20 protein-coding genes are annotated in these 20022 nt (G+C 71.8%); 17 read left to right on the top strand and 3 right to left on the bottom strand.

The window, feature by feature from the left end:
- Positions 1–264 precede the first annotated feature (264 nt).
- The 7 genes from ACP4E5_RS39125 to ACP4E5_RS39095 all read left to right on the top strand — a co-directional run bounded on the left by ACP4E5_RS39125 (position 265) and on the right by ACP4E5_RS39095 (position 5433).
- Entirely contained in the window at positions 265–915 is a 651-nt protein-coding gene (locus ACP4E5_RS39125) for a DUF998 domain-containing protein (RefSeq protein ID WP_425837722.1), read from the top strand.
- Entirely contained in the window at positions 912–1283 is a 372-nt protein-coding gene (locus tag ACP4E5_RS39120) for an iron chaperone (RefSeq protein ID WP_425837720.1), read from the top strand. The genes ACP4E5_RS39125 and ACP4E5_RS39120 overlap by 4 nt, the downstream gene beginning before the upstream one ends.
- Before the next feature lie 62 nt (positions 1284–1345).
- Entirely contained in the window at positions 1346–1942 is a 597-nt protein-coding gene (locus ACP4E5_RS39115) for a TetR/AcrR family transcriptional regulator (RefSeq protein WP_425837717.1), read from the top strand.
- A gap of 11 nt (positions 1943–1953) precedes the next feature.
- Positions 1954–2538 carry a DUF4865 family protein gene (locus ACP4E5_RS39110; RefSeq protein WP_425837715.1) on the top strand — a complete coding sequence of 195 codons (585 nt, stop codon included), beginning with the start codon at positions 1954–1956 and terminating at the stop codon, positions 2536–2538.
- Positions 2535–3446, top strand: a complete 912-nt coding sequence (locus tag ACP4E5_RS39105) for a phosphotriesterase family protein (RefSeq protein WP_425837712.1) — start codon at positions 2535–2537, stop codon at positions 3444–3446. Before ACP4E5_RS39110 ends, ACP4E5_RS39105 begins: the two co-directional genes overlap by 4 nt.
- An 86-nt stretch (positions 3447–3532) precedes the next feature.
- Positions 3533–4129, top strand: coding sequence for a TetR/AcrR family transcriptional regulator (locus tag ACP4E5_RS39100; RefSeq protein WP_425837709.1), 597 nt, complete (start codon positions 3533–3535; stop codon positions 4127–4129).
- 116 nt (positions 4130–4245) lie between these two features.
- Entirely contained in the window at positions 4246–5433 is a 1188-nt protein-coding gene (locus ACP4E5_RS39095) for an MFS transporter (protein ID WP_425837707.1), read from the top strand.
- On the opposite strand, the gene ACP4E5_RS39090 is transcribed toward ACP4E5_RS39095, so the two are convergent.
- Both ACP4E5_RS39090 and ACP4E5_RS39085 read right to left on the bottom strand, forming a co-directional pair.
- Entirely contained in the window at positions 5420–6679 is a 1260-nt protein-coding gene (locus ACP4E5_RS39090) for an ROK family protein (RefSeq protein ID WP_425837704.1), read from the bottom strand. The two genes, ACP4E5_RS39095 and ACP4E5_RS39090, sit on opposite strands and share 14 nt — an antisense overlap.
- A gap of 81 nt (positions 6680–6760) precedes the next feature.
- On the bottom strand, positions 6761–7405 hold the full coding sequence (locus ACP4E5_RS39085) for an alpha-ketoglutarate-dependent dioxygenase AlkB family protein (protein WP_425837702.1): 645 nt from the start codon (positions 7403–7405) through the stop codon (positions 6761–6763).
- Between the two features lie 369 nt (positions 7406–7774).
- On the opposite strand from ACP4E5_RS39085, the gene ACP4E5_RS39080 reads away from it, so the two are divergent.
- The 3 genes from ACP4E5_RS39080 to ACP4E5_RS39070 all read left to right on the top strand — a co-directional run bounded on the left by ACP4E5_RS39080 (position 7775) and on the right by ACP4E5_RS39070 (position 10604).
- Positions 7775–8860: a hypothetical protein gene (locus ACP4E5_RS39080; RefSeq protein ID WP_425837699.1), complete on the top strand. Its 1086-nt coding sequence runs from the start codon at positions 7775–7777 to the stop codon at positions 8858–8860.
- Positions 8857–9669, top strand: a complete 813-nt coding sequence (locus ACP4E5_RS39075) for a methyltransferase domain-containing protein (RefSeq protein WP_425837697.1) — start codon at positions 8857–8859, stop codon at positions 9667–9669. The genes ACP4E5_RS39080 and ACP4E5_RS39075 overlap by 4 nt, the downstream gene beginning before the upstream one ends.
- Before the next feature lie 125 nt (positions 9670–9794).
- Positions 9795–10604 (top strand): response regulator transcription factor, encoded by an 810-nt coding sequence (locus ACP4E5_RS39070; protein ID WP_425837694.1) that lies wholly within the window; start codon positions 9795–9797, stop codon positions 10602–10604.
- Between the two features lie 31 nt (positions 10605–10635).
- Here ACP4E5_RS39070 and ACP4E5_RS39065 read toward each other — a convergent pair whose 3' ends face one another.
- Positions 10636–11511 carry a polysaccharide deacetylase family protein gene (locus tag ACP4E5_RS39065; protein WP_425837691.1) on the bottom strand — a complete coding sequence of 292 codons (876 nt, stop codon included), beginning with the start codon at positions 11509–11511 and terminating at the stop codon, positions 10636–10638.
- 272 nt (positions 11512–11783) lie between these two features.
- On the opposite strand from ACP4E5_RS39065, the gene ACP4E5_RS39060 reads away from it, so the two are divergent.
- The 7 genes from ACP4E5_RS39060 (at position 11784) to ACP4E5_RS39030 (ending at position 20021) form a co-directional block, all read left to right on the top strand.
- The gene (locus ACP4E5_RS39060; protein ID WP_425837688.1) at positions 11784–13454 is read left to right on the top strand and encodes a putative glycoside hydrolase; all 1671 of its coding nucleotides are present in this window, start codon (positions 11784–11786) and stop codon (positions 13452–13454) included.
- A gap of 164 nt (positions 13455–13618) precedes the next feature.
- Positions 13619–14206 (top strand): helix-turn-helix domain-containing protein, encoded by a 588-nt coding sequence (locus tag ACP4E5_RS39055; protein WP_425837685.1) that lies wholly within the window; start codon positions 13619–13621, stop codon positions 14204–14206.
- 121 nt (positions 14207–14327) lie between these two features.
- Complete coding sequence (locus tag ACP4E5_RS39050) at positions 14328–15629, top strand: MFS transporter (RefSeq protein ID WP_425837682.1); 1302 nt, start codon at positions 14328–14330, stop codon at positions 15627–15629.
- Positions 15630–15668: 39 nt separating this feature from the next.
- Complete coding sequence (locus tag ACP4E5_RS39045; protein WP_425837679.1) at positions 15669–17069, top strand: FAD-dependent oxidoreductase; 1401 nt, start codon at positions 15669–15671, stop codon at positions 17067–17069.
- Entirely contained in the window at positions 17066–18268 is a 1203-nt protein-coding gene (locus tag ACP4E5_RS39040; protein ID WP_425837677.1) for a CaiB/BaiF CoA transferase family protein, read from the top strand. Before ACP4E5_RS39045 ends, ACP4E5_RS39040 begins: the two co-directional genes overlap by 4 nt.
- On the top strand, positions 18265–19083 hold the full coding sequence (locus ACP4E5_RS39035; RefSeq protein ID WP_425837674.1) for an enoyl-CoA hydratase-related protein: 819 nt from the start codon (positions 18265–18267) through the stop codon (positions 19081–19083). Before ACP4E5_RS39040 ends, ACP4E5_RS39035 begins: the two co-directional genes overlap by 4 nt.
- Positions 19084–19115: 32 nt before the next feature.
- Complete coding sequence (locus ACP4E5_RS39030) at positions 19116–20021, top strand: dihydrodipicolinate synthase family protein (protein WP_425837671.1); 906 nt, start codon at positions 19116–19118, stop codon at positions 20019–20021.
- Position 20022 lies beyond the last annotated feature (1 nt).

Raw genomic sequence — 20022 nt, 5'->3', positions numbered from 1 at the left:
CTCATCATGAGACTCATCTCCCGAGGTGGGTGTGGCGCCCGACGGTGTGCCGGGTGGTGGTGATGACTCGAGCGTCGCGCCGACAGGGGGTCGAAGTCGTCGTACGGCCAGCGGCACTGCGCGTACCCCCTGGGGAGTACGCGCAGGGGGCGGGGCTGCTCCCGGCCGCCCGGTCGCCCCTGACCCGTGTAAGGGGCCGGGTCAGGGGCGGCTCCGGGGCGGCCCCCATGGTGTGCGGGTCCTCCCCGGCCGGAGGATCGGGGCGTGACCACTCCGAGACGAGACACCTTCAGCCGGCTGCTGGCCCCCGCGGTGTGGGCCGCCGTCCTCCTGGCCGTCGGCGCGGCCCTGCTGGCTCCCCGGGACACCGATCCCGGGCTCGATCCGCTGTCCCTCACCGTCAGCGACTTCGCCGCGCTCGACCGCGGGGGCCCGATCGAGACGGCCATGGCGTCGCTCGGCGTGATCTCGCTGCTGCTCCTGGTGGTGGCGAGGAAGCGGCTCACGGCGGTCCGCGGGCTGCCGTCCGTGCTGCTGGCGGTCTGGGGCGCGGGGCTCGTGCTGGCGGCCGTGGTGCCGACCGATCCGCTGACCACGCACTTGACCGGGTCGGCGTATGTGCACCGCTACGCGTCCGTCGCGGCGTTCGCGGCGCTGCCGGTGGCCGGGCTGATCCTGGCGCGGCGGCTCGCCTCCCGCGCGGGGCGGACCGCGTGGTGGCTGCGCACGCTGTCCCTGGTCGCGCTGGCGGGGGCCGCGGCGATGGCGTACTCGGCGGGGCCGGGTGGCCGGGAGCTGATCGGGCTGGTGGAACGGGTGCTGCTCGGGTGCGAGGTGCTGATGCTCGGGGTGCTCGGACGCTACGTTCACCGGTTGGTACCGGCGGGGCGCGCGCATGCCAGACTGACACCATGAGCAAGGCACGAACCATGGACGAGTACATCGCCGGTTTCGACGGCCCGGGCCGTGAACTGCTCGACCACGTACGGGCGTTGGCGCGCGAGGCGGTTCCCGACGCGACCGAGGCGCTCAAGTGGGGGCAACCCGCGTGGGTGCACCCGTCGGGGACGATCCTGTTCACGGTGAACGGCTTCACGAAGCACGCGAACGTCGTCTTCACCCCGGGCACCCGCGAGGCGTTCGCGGCCGACCTCACCGACTTCACGACCGGCAAGGGCTCGGTCAAGCTGCCGTACGACCGGCCCGTGCCCGACGATCTGCTGCGCCGGATGATCGGGCACCGGGTGCGGGAGCACGAGGTCGACGGCGTGCAGTGGATGTGAGCGCGGACAGCCTTCCGCCGGGCCCTTTCGTGGCCTCCCGCGTTGATTCTGTAACTACTGGTATGTACGGTGCGGTCATGGCCACCACCCCCGAGCGACTGATCGAGACCACCCGCGAACTCCTCTGGGAGCGCGGGTACGTGGGCACCAGCCCGAAGGCGATCCTGCAGCGCGCGGGCGTCGGCCAGGGCAGCATGTACCACCACTTCACCGGGAAGCAGGACCTGGCGCTCGCCGCGATCAAGGTCACCGGGGACGAGATGCGGACCGCGGTCGACCGGCTGCTGGCCGGTGGCGGTTCGGCGTACGAGCGGATAGCGGCGTATCTGCTCCGCGAACGGGACGTGCTGCGCGGCTGCCCCGTCGGGCGGCTGACGATGGACCCGGACGTGATCGCCAGCGACGAACTGCGGGCGCCGGTCGACGAGACGATCGCGTACGTCGAGGGCCGGATCGCCGAGGTCGTCCAAGAGGGCGTCGACAGCGGCGAGTTGGCCCCGCACCTGGTGCCGCGCGAGATCGCGGCGGCGGTCGTGGCGACCGTACAGGGCGGTTACGTCCTGGCCCGGGCATCGGGCGACACGACGGCGTTCGACGCGGGCGCGCGCGGCCTGCTGGCACTCCTCTCCCCCACCCCGTCCGCCACCGCCGACCACTGAGGACGCGATTCATGCACGCGATGCAGTACGAGATCACGCTCCCCGCCGACTACGACATGGACATCATCCGCGGCCGGGTGGCGACCAGGGGCCACGCGCTCGACGACTTCCCCGGCCTCGGAGTCAAGGCGTACCTGATGCGGGAGCGCGGCGTGGACGACTCGCCGGTGAACCAGTACGCCCCGTTCTACCTGTGGAAGTCACCGGCCGGCATGAACTCCTTCCTCTGGGGCCCCGGATTCCAGGGCATCGTCGCCGACTTCGGGCGCCCCGTCGTGCAGCACTGGACGGGTGTCGCGTACGAGGAGGGGGCCGCGGCCACGGCGCCGGCGCGGACGGCCGTGCGGCAGCGGACGCCGATCGAGGCGGGCGCCGACCTCCCGAAGCTGACCGCCGAGGCGGTGGAGGACACCGCGCAACTCGCGCAGGAACAGGGCGTGTTGTTCGCGGCGTCGGCCATCGACCCCCGCACCTGGGAGCTGCTGACGTTCTCGGTCTGGGAGCACGACACCCCCAAAGCCCCCGGCGCCCGCTATCAGGTCCTGCACCTCTCCCAGCCCGAACGCGACACCCTGACCCGAGGGCGGCAGTGGTGAGCGGGGCCGTCCGCAGCGTTCAAGGCGACCTGGAACCGGCCCAGTTGGGCGTCGTCGACGCACACGACCACCTGTTCTTCCGCAGCCCGATGCTGCCGGGACAGGAACTCGACGACGCCGAACTCGCGCGCCAGGAACTGGAGGCGTACGCGGCCGTGGGCGGCGGCACCGTCGTGCAGTGGACGCCGTACGGGCTCGGCCGGCACGCCGCGGAACTGCCCGCGCTCGCAGAGGCGACCGGGGTGCGCATCGTGGCCGCCACCGGCATGCACCAATCGGCCCACTACGCCGAGGAGTTGCTGGCGGAGCGGCGCACCGACCTCGCCGAGGTCTTCGTGCGCGAGCTCACCGAGGGCATCGGCGACAGCGGCGTACGCGCGGGCCTGATCAAGGTCGCGGGCGGCTTTCACACACTCGACGCGCACGCCCGCTGGACGATGGCGGCCGCGGCGGAGGCGCACCACGCGACGGGGGCGCCGATCGCCCTGCACCTGGAGCTGGGCACGGGCGCGCTGGACGTACTCGACCTGCTGTGCGAGGAGTTGGAGGTGCCCGCGCATCGCGTCATCCTCGGCCACCTCAACCGCTCTCCCGACCTCGTGATCCACCGGGAGGCCGCGGACTCGGGCGCGTACCTGGCCTTCGACGGCCCGTCACGGGCGAACCACGCCACGGACTGGCGCATGCCGGACGCCCTCGCGTCCCTCGCCGACGCGGGCCACGCGGACCGCCTCCTGCTCGGCGGCGACACCACGACGGCCGGGGCGCGCTCGGTGACGGGCGGCCCCGGCATGCCGTATCTGCTGCGCCGGGTGCGCCCACGCCTCGAGGCGGCACTGGGGGAACAGGCGGTGGAGCGGATCCTGGTGGACAACCCGGCACAGGCGTTCTCGGTCGAGTGGCGGTGAGGCGCGGGCCATCGCCACCGCCACCGCCATTGTCCTCTTCAAAGCATGTATTGCACCGAGCGATCCAAAACAGGTAGCGTTCCCGTATGGCCCGACCGAGGATGTTCGACGAGGAGCGGGCCCTGGACGCGGCGATGCACGCCTTCTGGGAAAACGGCTACGAGGCCACTTCCACGCAAGACCTGTGCACCGCCACCGGACTGGGCCGCAGCAGCATCTACAACACGTTCGCCAGCAAGCACGACCTGTTCACGCGTTCACTGGCCCGCTACATCGAGCAAATGACGTCGAACCAGCTCGCGATCCTCGAGGACGCCGAGCGCTCGCCGCTCGACCGGATCCGCGCCTTTTTCGCGATGACGGTCGACACCGAGACCGCGACCCGCAAGGACGGCCGCAGCCGCGGCTGCCTCACGGTGAACACCACGGTGGAGCTCGCGGGGCGCGACCCGGAGTCTGCGCGCCTCCTGGAGCGTGACCTGGACGTCCGGCTCGCGACGTTGCGATCCGTGATCGCGGCCGGACAGCGCGACGGCTCGATCACCTCGCGACGCCCGGCGGACGAGCTGGCGCGCTTCCTCAATGCCGTGGTCGGCGGGATGCGCGTCGCCGGACAGGGCGGCGCCGACCGGGCAACCCTGGAGTCCACGGCACACATCGCCCTGGACGCACTCACCAACTGACCCCGACCCCACACCAGCACCAGCACCCGCCGGGCACTCGCCTCGATCAGCCATGCCCTCTTTTTGTGCTGATCCATCCAAAACAACTCTCTGCTGATGTTCCCTGGAGGACACCCATGCCACGCGCCGTATACGTCCTGGCCCTCGGCATCTTCGCGATGGTCACCAGCGAGTTCGTCGTCGCCGGCCTGATGCCTCAGATGGCGGACGGGCTGGACGCGACGATCCCGCAGATCGGGTATCTCATCACCGCCTTCGCCACGGCCATGGCGTTCGGCGGTCCGTTTCTGACGGTCGCCCTGCTGAAGGTCCCTCAGAAGCGAGCCCTGATGGTGCTGTTCGCGGTGTTCCTCGCGGGCAATGTGCTGGCCGCGACCGCGTCGACGTACGCGGTGATGCTGGTGGCGCGGATCGTCACCGGGGTCGCCTCGCAGGCCTTCTTCGGTATCGGTCTTGCCATGTGCGCGCAGCTCACCCGCCCCGAAGTGCGCGGCCGCGCCGTCTCCGTGGCGCTCAACGGGCTGATGCTCGGGACGCTGCTCGGGCTTCCGCTGTCCACGTTCATCGGTGACCGGTTCGGCTGGCGCGCCGCGTTCTGGGTGATCTCGGGGATCGCGGTGCTCGCCGCGGCGGCGACGCTCATCGGGGTGCCGGAGGTGCCGAAGAGTGAGGGCGGCGGTCAACTGCGGGAGGAATTCGGCGTGTTCAGGTCGGTGCGACTGTGGCTGACTCTGTCGACGAGCACGCTCGTGATCGGCGCGACGTTCGCCGCGTTCAGCTATCTGGGCCCGATCCTCACCGAGGTCTCCGGGTTCGGCGCGGGTACCGTCCCGCTCCTGCTGGTCGCCTACGGCGCGGCGACCGTCATCGGCAACACGGTGACGGGGCGGCTCGCCGACCGGCACACCTTGACCGTGCTGCTGGCGGGGCTTGTCCTCAACTCCCTTTTCCTCCTGGGGTTCGCGCTGTTCGCGCAGCTGAGTGCGGCGGCCGTGGCGTGCATGCTGGGCATCGGTCTGGTGGGTGTCACCATGAACCCGGCGATGGTGGTACGCGTGCAGCGCCGGGGGAACGCGGGGGCGCTGGTGAACACCGTCCACTCCTCGTTCATCACGCTCGGCATCGTCATCGCCACTTCGGTGGGCGGTGTCGTCATCGACGCGTACGGGCTGCGGGCACCGCTGTGGCTCGGTCTGGCGCTCGCGCTCGCCGGGATCGCCTCGCTCGTACCGGATCTGACGGCGCGTAGGCAACGGACCGGTACGGAACCGGTCGTCGAGCCTGTGGCTGTCACCCCCCGCTGAGCGCCCCCAGAGGGTCGTCCAGGACCGGCTGCCATGCCAGTTCCGCCGCGCCCACCAGGCTGTTGTGGTCGAGGGTCGAGGCCAGGATGGGGACGCTGCCGCTGCGGCCCCACAGGCTACGGTCCGCGACCACCGCGCGCAGGCGGTCCGGGTCGGCGTCCAGGAGGGTGCGGTGGAGGCCGCCGAGGACGATGCGGTCCGGGTTGAGGATGTTGACGAGGCCCGCGAGGCCGAGGCCGAGGCGGTCGATGAGGAGGTCTTTCGCCGCGCGGACGTCCGGGTCGTCCTTCGCCTCGGTCAGCAGGCCGCGGGCCTGGGAGAGGAGCGAGCCGCCGGGGTCCGGGGCGCGGCCCGCCGCCGTGAGGAAGGCGAGCGGGTCGGCCTCGACGTCCAGGCAGCCGCGGCTTCCGCAGTGGCAGGGGCGGCCCTCGGGGTTCACCGTGAGGTGGCCGACCTCGAGGGCGAGGCCCGAACTGCCGGTGTGCAGGTGGCCGTCGAGGACCAGGGCTCCGCCGACCCCCCGGTGTCCCGTCGCCACGAGCAGGAGGTCGCGGGCGCCGCGGCCCGCGCCGTGGCGGTGTTCGGCGAGCGCGCCGAGGTTGACGTCGTTGGCCGCGAACGCCGGGATGTCCAGGCCCGCTTCCCGTACGCAGTCGGTGAAGATCTGCCGCACCGGAGCGCCCACCGGCCAGGCCAGGTGGAGCGGGTTGAGGGCCGTGCCGTCGGGTTCGGCGACCGCGGAGGGCACGGCCAGGCCGGCGCCCACGCAGCGCCGGCCGGTGGATTCGAGGAGCCGGACGCCCGCCTCCACCACCGAACGCAGTACGTCCGCCGGGTCCGGGTCGATGATCTCGCAGCCCGGCGTGGTCTCGACGATGCCGCCGCCGAGGCCGACGAGCGCCGCCCGGTAGCCGTCGGAGTGGACCTGCGCGGCGAGTGCCACCGGTCCGTCGTCGGCGACGGACAGGCGGTGCGAGGGGCGGCCCTGGGAGCCGGACGCCGCGCTGGGCTTCGCGTCGATGCGGATGAGGCCGAGCGCCTCCAGCTCCGCGGCGACGGCGCCCGCGGTCGCGCGGGTCACGCCGAGTTCCGCGGTGAGCACGGCGCGGGTGGGGGCCCGCCCGGTGTGGACGAGTTCGAGCGCGGGACCGAGCGCGCTGCGCCCCCGCTCCAGACGTGGTGGCCGCCCGGCCCCTTCGCCCGCCGTGTGGCCCCCGGTCCCGGAAGCCGCCCTGCCGCCGCCCATCAGCAACTCCTCGCCCTGATCACGCTCAGGAATGGTAGCCGGTGAGCGCCGCCGCGACGGCCGCCCCCGGGTCCTGCGGGCCTACAGCCCGCTCACCCGCAGCGTGATGTTGAGCCGCCCGCTCCGTCCGAGCCCGGGCGGCGCCGACCCCGGTTCGGTGCGCGGCACCCCGTGGTACGCGAACCGTGATTCCCCGCCGAACACGAACAGGTCCCCGCTGCGCAGCTCGACGTCCGTGTACGGCTTCGTACGCGTCTCGGTGTTGCCGAACCGGAAGACGCAGGTGTCACCGAGGCTGACGGACACCACCGGCGCCGCGGACTTCTCGTCGCGGTCCTTGTGCATGCCCATGTGGGCGCCCGTGTCGTAGTAGTTGATCAAGGCGATGTCGTACGGCTCGTCGCCGGGCCACCCGTCGTAGGCGGCGCCGAGCGCGCGCCGGCCGAGCGCCACCAGTTCGTCCGGCATCGGCTTCACGGGCGCCCCGTCGCCGTCGACGACCGTGCGCGCGTACCCGTACGGGAACCAGTGCCAGCCGAGCCCGAACTGCCGCACCGACATGCGGCCGCCACCCGGAGTGGTCACCTCCCGGAGCCCGGCAGGTGGCTTCGCCCACGCGCGGCACTGTTCGAGCAGCGCCCGCTGCTCCTCGACGGCGAGCCAGTCCGGCACGTGCACGGCTCCGGGAGCGACGGCTCGGCGCGCACGGGGAAACAGCTCACTCATGCGTCCAGGCTATGCGGGGCCGCCGGTGGTGTGTCGGACGGCCCACGAGGGGGCGCAGCGCCCGCCGTCAATCAGAAGTTGTTCCCATACCCGGGCCCGCGGGGCGGTGCCAGCGTCGTTGCCATGACGTTCTATCGGCCAGAACCACGACTGGAACCACAACCGAAAAAGCGCCCGGCCCAGCGGCCGGCGCACCCCGACTCCGCCGAGGCAACCGGGCCGCACGCCAGGGGTTCGGCCGGGCAGCCCTCGACCGCCCCAGCCGAGCCCATGTCGGGTCCCCACGCGCGCGGCGGAGCGGATCTCTCGTCGTTCGAGCGGGCTCCGCGCCCGGCGCCGCCCGAGGTGGTCCCGTGCCAGGACGTGCCGGTGGACCCGGCGGAGGGTCCGGCGGACAGCTACGCGGAGTTCGGCTGCGAGGTGAACGCCCTCGCCCCGCACCGCCTCTTCGACCACTACGCGCAATCGCAGCTCCTCTACGCCGAGAAGGTGGCGCGCCTTGAGCCCTTCCTGCCGTTGATCCTGGAGAACTGGGAGAGGGCCGCCACGGCGGGCCGCTCGCTGCTGCGGGTGGTGCTGCGTCGCACGCCCGACGACGCTCTCGCCTCGATGGCGATGTGGCGCTCCACCGGGACCTGCTGGCACGCGCAGCACCTGGTCAACTCGGGGCCGCCGGAGGCCGTGCGGGCCGTGATTCTGGCGACCCAGGAGGCGACGATGCGCGAGGGGCACATCGGCGCCATGCAGATGTGGATCCGGCCCGACCACCCTTACATGGGACCGGTGTTCGGGACTCTGGAGAAGTGGCTGCCGCCCGGTACCGGGTCCGTCACGCCCGGCGACTACCTGATGGTGCCCCTGGCGGTCGCGCGGTCCCTCGCGGACCCGGACGACCACGCGCCGACGCCCGAATGGGACGGCGACGGGGCATGTGCCGAACTCGCCGCCCTGGCCGTCCGCACGCGCGGGGCCCTGTACGCGCGGGCAGAGGAACTGTGGACGGACGACCTGCTGCTGACGCGGGTGGACTCCGTCTACCGCACGGTCGGGCTGCGGCGCAGGCGCCGGATCTGGCTGCACCCGGGCGAGCAGGGCCGTCTCACCGGCGCTGCCCTCGCCCACGAAGGGCCGTTGGGGCTCAACCTGTCCTTCCTGGAGAACCGCCTCGACCTGCTCGTCGACCCCGCGCTGGACGCGGCGGGGGCCGAGCGGGTGGTCCGCAGGCTCCTGCCCCGCGCGTGCGCGGCCTACGAGTGGTTCCCGCTCGGCGCGATTCCGGTGGCGACCGACCCCAGGACGGGCCGGTTCCTTCGCGAGGCCGGGGCCCAGCCGATCGCCCCGTACTCCCTGGCGATCTGGCTCGCCGAGGGGTACGCCGACTTCTACCGGCACATAGACGCCCTGTACGGGCACCCGGGAGACGGGTCCGCACCGGACCGGCGGGCCCGCGCATGACGAACCGGTACCTCATGGAGGATCCCCGGGAGGCCGCCCGCCTCGAGGCGAAGGCGGACGCCCCGCGATGGATGCGGACACACCTGTCGCACGTCATGTCTCCGCGCGCGACGGTGCTGGACGTCGGCGCGGGCCCCGGGCACGTGGCCTCCGCCGTCCTGCGGCGGTGGCCCGCGGCGAAGGTGGTCGCCGTCGACGTCAGCGCCGGACGGCTGGCCGCGGGAGCGCCCGGGGGCGTGACACCGGCTCACTGGCGCTGCTGCGCGGACGCCTGCCAACTCCCCTTCGCCACCGGCTCGTTCGACGTCGTGTACAGCCGGCTGCTGCTCCAGTACGTCGAGCGCCGCGGCGCGGCGGTCGCCGAGATGGCACGCGTCACCCGCGGCGGCGGGGCGGTCGTGCTGTTCGACCTCGACGGTCAGCTCGTCTGGCACGATCCCGTTCCCGGGGAGTTGGGCGCGCTGCTCGCCCGGGTCGCGCCCGCGCTGCGTGCGGCCGGCTTCGATCCCCATGCGGGACGCACCCTGCGCCGGCTGGCCTACGCGGCCGGACTGCGCGAGCTGTCCGTGCGCGTGGAGCCCTATCACCTGATCGCGGGGCGGGTGCCGGAGGCGGAACGGGCCCACTGGGAACTGAAGTTGGACATCGCGCGCCCGTTCCTCGCGCACGCCCTGGGGTCGCCGGCCGCGGCGGACAGGGCCGTCGCGGTCTTCCTGGAGTTCCTCGACGCCGAGGAGACCCTGAGCTATTCCGTCGCCTTCACCGTCACAGGACGCCGGCTCCGGACCCTGTCCTCGGACTCCCACTAGACACAGCCGGCGCGCCCCGGAGGGGAGCCCGCGCCGGCTGCCCGGACGGCCGCTCTGACAGCTGCCCGGATTCGATGGACCGGATTTGATGGAAGGGATCAGGCCCGCCGGGCCAGACTGGCCCCATGAGGGACCTGTCCGTGCAGGACTACGAGGAGATGCTCGACCTCGCCGCCGCCGTGTACGGCGACCCGGGCCCCGGCCCGTCCTGGCCGCAGTTGCTCACCGGACTCGGCACCTGCCTGCGCGGCGACGTCAGCGTGCTGGTCGCCCTCCATTGGGACGCGGGCACCGGACAGATGGTCACCGGGCATCCGGACTGGGTCAGCGGCCGGCCGATGAACACCCTCATCACCAGACACATGCGTGCCCACCCCGTCATGCGGCTGTACGCCGCCGGTCACAGCGGCCCGTTGACGCTCGACGACGTGGCCGACGCGGCCTGGTGGCGCAGCGAGGCGCACGTCGCCGGCCGCGAGACCATCGGCGTCACCCGTCAGCTCGCGGTGCCGCTGCGGGCGCCGCCGGGTGTCGTCCGCGCTCTGGTGATCGGGCGGGGCGGCTCGGACTTCGGCGGGCGGGACCGCGCCGTCGCGCGGCGCCTCCAGCCGCTGCTGACCGGGCTCGACGCGCATCTGCGGGGGCTCGAGGCGCTGCGCCGCGCGATGCCGGGGGCGGGCCCTGCGGAGGCGCCGGAGCGCCGGGCCGCCGCGCACGGCATCACGCCCCGCGAGCTGACGGTGCTCGCGCTCCTTGCGCGCGGCCTCACGGCGGAGGCCAGCGCCCGCAGGCTGGGCATCACCGTGCACACGGTGCTCAAGCACCGCGAGCATCTCTACCGCAAGCTCGGCTCCCACGACCGGCTCACGACCGTGCTGTTGGCCCGGGAACTCGGCCTGGTGCCGGAACGGGAGGACGCCTCACCGGCGCTGTGACGCGGCGCGCTTCCACCGCCCGCCTGCCCAGTCAGTACGCCCGCAGCTTCCCCTCCCCCGCCGCCTTGCTCGGCTTCGTCGCCGTGTCCTTGGGATACGAGATGTGGTCCGGGTCCCCGTCGGACGTGTAACGGGCGATCTTCCCGGCGGCGAGCTGGTCGAGCCAGTGCGTGGAGCTGTAATTGGCGTCCTTGCCCTTGGCGGGGGCCGAGCGGATGCGCGGGATCGCGGCCGGGTCGAAGGAGTCCGCGTACGGGGACGGGGCCGGGTTCGCGCCGACGAGGTAGACGCCGCGGTTCTTGTACGTCGTGCCGGACGCGCTGCCCGTCAGGGCCAGCTTGGCGGGCTCGGGCTGGATGCCGTACGGGAGGGCGAGCGAGCGGACGTCCGTGCCGGGGACGTCGCGCACGATGGACTTCTGGCCCTCGGCGATCTGGTCGCGGGCCTTCGCGGTGCCGCTCTGCGCGAGGTTGGCGTGGTCGAGGGTGTGGTTGCCGATCTCGAAGCCGTTCTTCTTCAGCCAGGTCAGCGCCTTCTTCTGGCCGGTCGCGGCGAAGGCGTCGCCGTTCACGAACAGGGTGGCGCGGGCCTTGAATTCCGGGTGGGCGCGGGCGACGGCGCGCAGGACGCCGACCGCGCAGTCGTCGGTGGGCCGGCCGTCGGCGCTGAGGCGGAGCTGGCTGTCGGTGGAGTCGTCGAAGGTGAGGACGACGGGGTGGGTGCCGGCCGGGATGTCGATGTTCCCCGTCTCGTAGTCGGCCGCGGTCACCGGCACGTACTTCTCGCGCACCAGGCGTTCCAGTTCGGCGCGGAGGTCCTTGGGTGTCCGGTCGTACGCGCTCTTCGGGTGCTCGACGATCTGGTGGTACATGAGCACCGGCACGGCGCCCAGTTCGTTGGCGCGCACCTTGGAAGGCGCCGGAGGTTTGGCCGGTTTCGCTGCCCCTGAAGGGTGTCCGGACGCCGGGGAACGGGAAGCCTGCCGGTCACCGGCGGACCGCGGAGCCTTGGCCCCCTCATCCGGCGCATTGCTCCCGGTACCGCCACAGGACACCGCGCCCGTCCCAAGGACCAGAGCAGCTACGGCAGTTGTGCCGATCCGATGAAGCCGATGAAGCCGGCGTACGCGAAAAAGACAGGACAGACCACGACGCACGAGACCTCCTGGAGGATCTGCTGATGCGGCTCGACTGGAAGAACTGGCTCCGCCCCACCGCCTCCCGTACATCCGGTTCCGTTTCCGACTCCGCGGCCAGTGCTTCCCCGGCGGGCTTCCCGCGCAGACGGCCGGTCATCCTCGTCTGCGTACTGCTCGCACTGGTTCTCGCCATAGGCGGCACACTCTCGCTACGCGCCCCACACGGAACCACCCTGAACGTCGTCGGCCTGCCGAACGACGGCAAGTTGGGCGCGCGGCTCCTGCGCCAGGGAGAGTTCGAGGTCACGGGCGGCGAGGGCGACGAGCTCAAGGGCACGAAGGTCACCCTCGACGGCGAGCCGCTCCGGACGCGGGCCGCGCACGGCAGCGCCGGCGCCCTCTCGGTCGGCCTGGGTGACATCAAGGACGGCACCCACGAACTGCGTGTCACCCACCCCGGTTCGTGGCCCACGGGCGACACCGAGGTTGTCCGAAAAATCACCGTGGACACCAAGGCGCCCCGTCTCACGGTGGCGGACACCAAGGCGGCCGGCTTCCGCGAACCCGTCACCGTCAAGGGCACGGCGGCAGGCGCCCGGACGATATCGGTCGCGGGGCACACGGCGAAGCCCGCGAAGGACGGCGCCTTCGCCGTCCGGCTCCCGCGCCCACCGGGACGTACGACGGTCACCGCGACCGACGCCGCGGGCAACACGGCCCGCCGGGACGCCGATCTCACCGTGCACCGGCCGCTGTTGCGGGCCGTGCACGTGAGCGCGCAGGGCTGGGCATCCGACGCGCTGCGGAAGCCGGTCATGAGGATGCTGAAGCAGAAGAAGATCAACGCCGTGCAGCTCGACATCAAGGACGAGCTCGGAGAGGTCGGCTACAACTCGAAGGTGCCCCTCGCCCGGAGCATCGGCGCGGCCAAGGGCTACTACGACGCGAAGAAGGCCGTCAAGGAGATCCACGCCGCGGGCGGCACGGTCGTCGGCCGCATCGTCGCCTTCCGCGATCCGATCCTCGCCACCAAGTCCTGGAAGTCGGGACACCGCGACCGCGTCGTGCGGACGCCGGGCGGGGGTGCCTACAACGGCGGCAGCTACGGCCAGTTGTCGTTCACCAACTTCGCGAACAAGGAGGTCAGGCAGTACAACATCGACCTGGCCGCGGAGGCCGCGAAGCTGGGCTTCGACGACGTCCTCTACGACTACATCCGCCGTCCCGACGGCCCGATCAGCAAGATGTCCTTTCCCGGCCTCGGACACACGAGCCCCGAGCGGTCCGTCGCCGATGTCGTCGGCGAGACCCGCGCCGCCGTGCGCAAGCACAACGCGTTCCTCGGTGTCTCGGTGTTCGGCATCGCCGTCGACCGGCCGAAGGAGATCGCCCAGGACGTCGGCATGCTCGCGCAGGAGGCCGACTACATCGCGCCGATGATCTACCCCTCGCACTGGGCGAAGGGCGAGTACGGCGTCTCGGACCCCAACTCGCACCCGTACCCGATCACCAAGCGCTCCCTCGCCGCGTTCGCGAAGAAGACCCGGCACACCGACGCGCAGATCATCCCCTGGATCCAGGACTTCTCCCTCGGTGTCTCCTACGGCGACAAGGAGGTCCGCGCCCAGCTCGACGCGGCCCGCTCCGACGGCATCAAGGGCTTCCTGCTGTGGAACCCGGGAGTTCAGTACCACGCGGGTGCGCTGGGCTGAGGCACGGGCGGGAGGGGTGTCTCAACCGCCCACCGTTTTCAGCATCTTGAAGAATTTCAACATGCCTCTTGTCGGGCGCGGCGTCGTGCAGTTGAATCGTCGTTGAGCCCGCCGGTGTTCCGTGCCGCGCGGGGACGCCCGACACGGCAGAGGCAGGTACGTCCATGAGTGAGGCCAAGCCCGATGTGGACGCCCTCGTCGCCACCGTGGGACTGCAGGTCAGGGCGGCCCGCAAGCAGTCGGGGCTCACTCTGGACGCGCTCAGCAAGGCGGCCGGCGTCAGCGTCGGCCTCATCAGCCAGGTCGAGCGGGGCAAGGGCAACCCCTCCTTCGCCACGCTCGCCCAGATCGCGCACGGCCTGGACATCCCCATCGGTCGTCTCTTCCACTTGGCGGACCAGGTCTCGCCCGTCGTGCGCCACAACGAGCGGCGAGGCCTCGACTTCCACGGATCCGCCGAACTCACCGGCGCACGCTACGAGTTGCTCACTCCTACGCTCAGCGGGGCACTGGAGTCGATCTGGGTGGAGACCGAGCCGGGGCACGACTCGAGCGACACCCCGTTCCGGCACAACGGCGAGGAGTTCGGCATCGTGCTGAGCGGGGTCAAGGACGTCTACCTCGACGGCGTCCGGCACCGCCTGTACCCCGGCGACTCCATCACGTACTCCAGCAGCGTGCCGCACTGGTACGCCAACCCCGGTGACGAGCCCGCGAGTTCGGTCTGGGTGATCACACCGCCTACCTGGTGAGCCGCCCCCTTGCCGGGACCCCGTAACAGACCCCACAGAAGAACACACCCCACCGGACGCGCCCACCGCCGCGCGCGCCCGTCATCCGCGCACGCCCGATCCTCGACCAGCGAGGTGCCTGATGGCATCGCTTTTGCAGAGATCCCCCGCCCGTGTGCCGGTCTCCACCCGTCGTGCCCTGCTCGCCCTCGGCGGCGGGAACGCCGTCGAGTGGTACGACTGGATGGTCTACGGCCTGCTGGCCTCCTCCATAGGCCCGCAGTTCTTCCCCTCCTCCAATCCCCTGTCCTCCACGATGTCCGCGCTCGCCGTCTTCGCCGTCGGTTTCGCGGCGCGCCCGCTCGGCGCCGTCGTCTTCGGCCGGATCGCCGACCGGGCGGGACGCAAGTCGGTGATGCTGTTCTCGATCGGCTCGATGGTGGCGAGCAGCCTGGTCATCACCGTGGCCCCCACCCATGCCGCGATCGGCACCTGGGCGGGCGTGATCCTGCTCCTGTGCCGGATCGTGCAGGGTGTCTCCACCGGCATCGAGGCCCCGCTCAACTCCACGTATGCCGTGGAACTCGCCCCCGAGGGACACACCGCGCGCTTCGGCGCGATCATGGGGATATACGTCCAAGTGGGCATCGTGGGCGCCTCGTTGGTGTGCTTCGGTGTCAGTTCGGTGCTGAGCCAGGACGCGCTCGACTCCTGGGGCTGGCGCATCCCGTTCGCCATCGGCGCGCTCGCCGGAGGTGTCTTCCTGTGGCTGCGCAGGGCGCTCCCGGAGACGCTGGAGAACACCACCGGCACCACGGAGGCGACCGCCGACGAGCCACCCGTCGGACCCTGGGCCGAGCTCGCCCGCCGCAAACTCGCCCTGCTCACCATCGTGTTCGTCGTCGCGGGCGCCCAGGCCATCAACTACACGTGGACGACCGGCCTGCCCAACCTGGCCCGCACCACCCACCACGAGGACAGCTCGTCCGTCTTCGCGATCACCACGCTCTCCGGTGTGCTGGTCGGGTGTCTGTACCCGCTGGTGGGGCGGATCGCCGACCGCACACGGATCTCCCGTACGTTCTGGATCTCGCGGCTCGCCACGGCCGCGCTCGTCTTCATCGTCCTCGTGTACCAGGGCCCCGGACTCACCCGGTTCACCGTGGTGATGCTGGTCGGCGCGCCCGTCCTCGCGTTCACGATGGGCCTCTACAACACGGTCGCCGCCACCCTCATGCCCATGCACTGCCGGGTCACCGGTGTCGGGATCGGCTACGCCGTCGGCGTCGCGGGCTTCGGCGGCACCGCCCCGTACGTCCTCCTGTGGTTCCAGGACCACGGCATGGCCGCCGCGTTCCCCGCGTACGTGGCCGTGCTTTGCCTGCTCAGTGTGCTGCTCTACCGGCTCGCCTTCGCCCGCGGCGCCGTCCGCGCCGGCGACTGACCGCTACAAGCCGACCCCCCTCAACGTAAGGACATCGCTGTGCCTGTAGTTCCCCCTGCCCTGACGGGCGACCGCATCGCGCTCGACGCGGTCGAGGCCCCCGTCGTCCAGCGCTCCGACGTCGTCGTCGTGGGCGGCGGCCCTGCCGGTGTCAGCGCCGCCGTCGCCGCCGCCAGGACCGGCGCGAGTGTCACGCTGCTCGAGCGCTACGCGGCGCTCGGCGGGCTCGCGTCCGGCGGCATGGTCCTCGTCCTCGACGACATGATCAACGGCGACGAGATCACCGTGACCGGCGTCGTCGACGAGTACGTCGAGCGGATGGCGAAGCTCGGCCTCGCCGTGTACCCGCCCGTCGAGGACCGCTACTCCTCGCCCGAGACCTGGGCGAAGTGGGGCCGCTGGGGCGCCTTCGACTTCCACCAGCACACCAACCCGAAGCCCATCTGCTATGCCGTCGCCTTCGACCCGGACGGCTGGAAGCGGGTCTCCAACGACCTGGTGCGCGAGAGCGGTGTCAACCTCCGCCTGCACAGCTGGTTCTCGCGGCCGATCGTCCAGGACGGCGTGCTCAAGGGCGTCGTCTGCGAGACGAAGTCGGGGGCGCAGGCGGTCATGGGCGATGTCGTCATCGACACCACAGGGGACATCGACGTGGCCGCCCGCTCGGGCGCCGCGCACACCAGCGCCGGCTACCTCACCACTCTCGTCTTCCGGCTCGGCGGCATCGACACCGACGCCGCCGAACGCTACGAGCAGGAGCACCCGCGCGAGGTCCGCGCCCTCAACCGCAAGATCAAGCGGATGCTGGGCGGCGCCTGGGAACTGTGGTGGCTCAAGACACCCATCCCGGGCGTGGTGTGGTGCAACTGCCCCCACATGACCGGCTTCGACGGCACCGACCCGGCCTCCCTCACCGAGGCCGAGTTCGAGGCGCGCGACCGCATCGCGACCGCCCTCGACACCATCCGGCAGGAGCTGCCCGGCTTCGAGAAGGCGTATCTCCTCGACGTCGCCGAGCAGATGGGCGTACGCCAGACCCGCCTCCTGGAGGGCGAGTACGTGATGACGAAGGAGGACATCACCACGCGGCAGCACTTCACGGACTCCGTGGCCCGCGGCCGCGACTACTACTACCCGTACCGGTCGCTGCTGCCGCGCGGCGTCGACCAGTTGATCGTGGCGGGCCGGCACTATTCGGCCACGCCCGACGCGCAGCGCATGTCCCGCGAGATCCCGCCGTGCATGGCGATGGGGCAGGCGGCGGGGATCGCCGCGGCCACCGCCGCCGAGCAGGGCGTTCTCGTACGCGATGTGGACCCGGCCGTGATCCAGCGCCGCATGCGCGACCAGGGGGCCGACCCCGGCGACGTACCGGCGGCCAACGCCACGGCCGCCACCACCGCACAGTCCTCGCAGCCTTCGCAGGAGGCCCTCGTATGACCACCACCGCACCGGACCGCACCCAGCCGCTCACGGGTGTCACCGTCCTCGACTTCACGCAGGTCTTCATGGGCCCGTCCGCGACCCAGCTGCTCGGCGACTACGGCGCCGATGTCATCAAGGTCGAGCGTCCGGGGACCGGCGACATCTCCCGCACGTCCATCCCGGACGAGGCCGGGCTCGACAACCCGATCTTCCTGTCGATCAACCGGAACAAGCGCAGCATCGCCCTCGACACCCGCACCGAGGAGGGCCTCGCCGCAGTCCGTGAACTGGCCCGCACGGCCGACGTCGTGGTGTCCAACTTCCGCGCGGGCGTGATGGAACGCCTCGGCCTCGGCTACGAGGACCTGAAGGCCCTGAACCCGCGCGTCATCTGGGCGTGCGGCACCGGCTTCGGCAGCTCGGGTCCGTACGCGCACAAGGGCGGCCAGGACGCCGTCGCGCAGGCCTACAGCGGGGTGATGTGGCGCAGGCCCGCGGACGACGACCCGGTCGGCCTGTACGCCACCACGCTGTGCGACTACACGACGGGCATGCACCTGCTCCAGGGCATCCTGCTCGCGCTGCTGCACCGTGACCGCACGGGAGAGGGGCAGCGGGTCGAGGTGTCGATGTACGACTCGATGCTGCACATGCAGATGCAGGAGGCCTGCCAGCAGCTCAACAGGGGTTCCGAGATCAACTGGGCGGCGATGCCGCTGACCGGTGTCTTCCCGACCACGGACGGCGCGGTCATCTTCGTCGGCGGCTTCCGGGACAACGCGCTGCACCACCTCAGCATCGCCCTGGAGCTGGACGAGGACCTGTCGCTGCGTCCCGAACTCGCCACGCTGGACCAGCAGTTCGCGGCCCGCCCCGAACTCCAGGAGATCTTCCGCGCGGCGGTCGCGGGACGCTCCACCGAGTACTGGGTCAAGCGTCTGGAGGAGCAGGACATCCTGTGCGCCCCGGTCCGCAGCCTCGCCGACGCGCTCGCAGACGAGCAGACCGCCGTCAACGACATGGTCGTCGAGATGCGGCACCCGGTGGCCGGCACGGTCCGCGCGCTCAACGCGCCGATCAAGCTCTCGGCGGCCGAGGCGACGGTACGCCGTGTGCCGCCCCGGCTCGGGGAGCACGGGGACGAGATCCTGACGCAGCTCGGGTACGACGCCGAGCGGATCGCCCTGCTCCGCGAGAAGGGGGTCCTGCGATGAGCGCCGCCCGCGACGAGACGCCCCCGGTCGACGAGATCCGCTTCGAGCGCGAACGCGACGGCCATCTCGCCCGCGTCACCATCGACCGCCCCGCTGTCCTCAACGCCCTTGACGGCAAGGCGACTTCACGACTGAACGACATCTGGTCCGAGATCGAGTCCGACCGCGAGATCCGTGCCGTGGTCGTCACCGGGGGCGGCTCCCGCGCCTTCTGCACCGGCGCCGACATGTCCGCCGACGCGACCCCGAAGACGGGCCTCGAGTACTGGGCCGACCTCGACCCGAACGGCTTCGGCGGCCTCGGCCTGCGCACCACGCTCGACGTCCCCGTCATCGCCCGCGTCAACGGGTACGCGCTCGGCGGCGGCATGGAAATGGTCCTCGGCTGCGACATCGTCATCGCGGCCGAGCACGCACAGTTCGGCCTGACCGAGCCCCGCGTGGGCCGCATCCCGCTCGACGGCGGCGTGTTCCAGCTCCTGCACCGGCTGCCGCACACGCAGGCGATGGGCCTGCTGCTGACCGGGCGCCGCGCGCCGGTGGCCGAGCTGCACCGCATGGGTCTTGTCAACGAGGTGGCGACGGAAGGCGAGTTGGACGCGACGGTCGACCGTTGGGTGGACGACGTGCTCGCCTGCGCGCCCACGTCCCTGCGCGCCATCAAGCAGATGGTGCAGCGCGCGGGACACCTTCCTCCGCGCGAGGCCCACGCGATGCGGCTGCCCGCGCTCACCGCCGCCCTCGACAGCGAGGACGGCATCGAAGGTGTGCGCGCCTTCCGCGAGAAGCGCAGGCCGCAGTGGCCGGGCCGCTGACACACCACCGTGCACGACAAGGAGCGCTCGACATGACACATCACCTCGCGCCCGGAGTCTGGGGCGTGGTCGCCACCCCGTTCACGGGTCCTTCGCTCGACGTCGACGAGGCCTCGCTGGCCCGCCTCGTGCGCCACTACGCGGACATCGGCACCAGCGGCCTCACCGTGCTCGGTGTCTTCGGCGAGGCCGCCCGGCTCGACGCCACCGAGCGCCGCCGCGTGCTCAACACGGTCGTCGGCGCGGTGGACCTGCCGCTCGTGGTCGGTGTCACCGCGCTGTCCACGGCGCCCGCCGTGGAGGAGGCCGAGCAGATCCGCGCGGCGCTGGGTGACCGGCTCGCCGCGCTCATGGTGCAGGTCAACTCGCCCCGGCCGGAGGTGGTCACCGAGCACCTCAACGCCGTCCACAAGGCGACGGGCGCGCCGATCGTGGTGCAGGACTACCCGGTGAGCAGCGGCGTGCGGATCACGACTCCCGATCTCGTCGCCGTCGTACGGGAGTTGCCCTCGGCTGCGGCCGTCAAGGCGGAGGCGCCGCCCACCCCGGCGGCCGTCGCCGCGCTGACCGGGGCGCTCGACGTGCCGGTCTTCGGCGGGCTCGGCGGCCTCGGCCTGCTCGACGAACTCGCGGCGGGCGCGGCGGGAGCCATGACCGGATTCTCCTGCCCCGAGGGCCTGTTGGCGTGCGTCGAGGCGTATCGCGACGGCGGCTACGAGGCGGCTCGCGCGGCCTACCTGCCGTATCTGCCACTGGTCAACTTCGAGGCGCAGGCGGGCATCGGCCTGGCCGTCCGCAAGGAGGCGATACGCCGCCGGGGCCTGATCGAGGCGTCCGGGGTACGCCCGCCCGCACCCGCCATGCCGACGGCGCTCGCCCCGCAGCTGAGCCGCCATCTCGCCGCCACACCAGGGGCGTTGGGGGCTGAGTTGAAGTGAC

Origin of the sequence: Streptomyces fractus, assembly GCF_049844455.1 — a bacterium.
Taxonomy (GTDB): domain Bacteria; phylum Actinomycetota; class Actinomycetes; order Streptomycetales; family Streptomycetaceae; genus Streptomyces; species Streptomyces fractus.
This window is presented reverse-complemented; position numbering and strand designations above follow the sequence as displayed.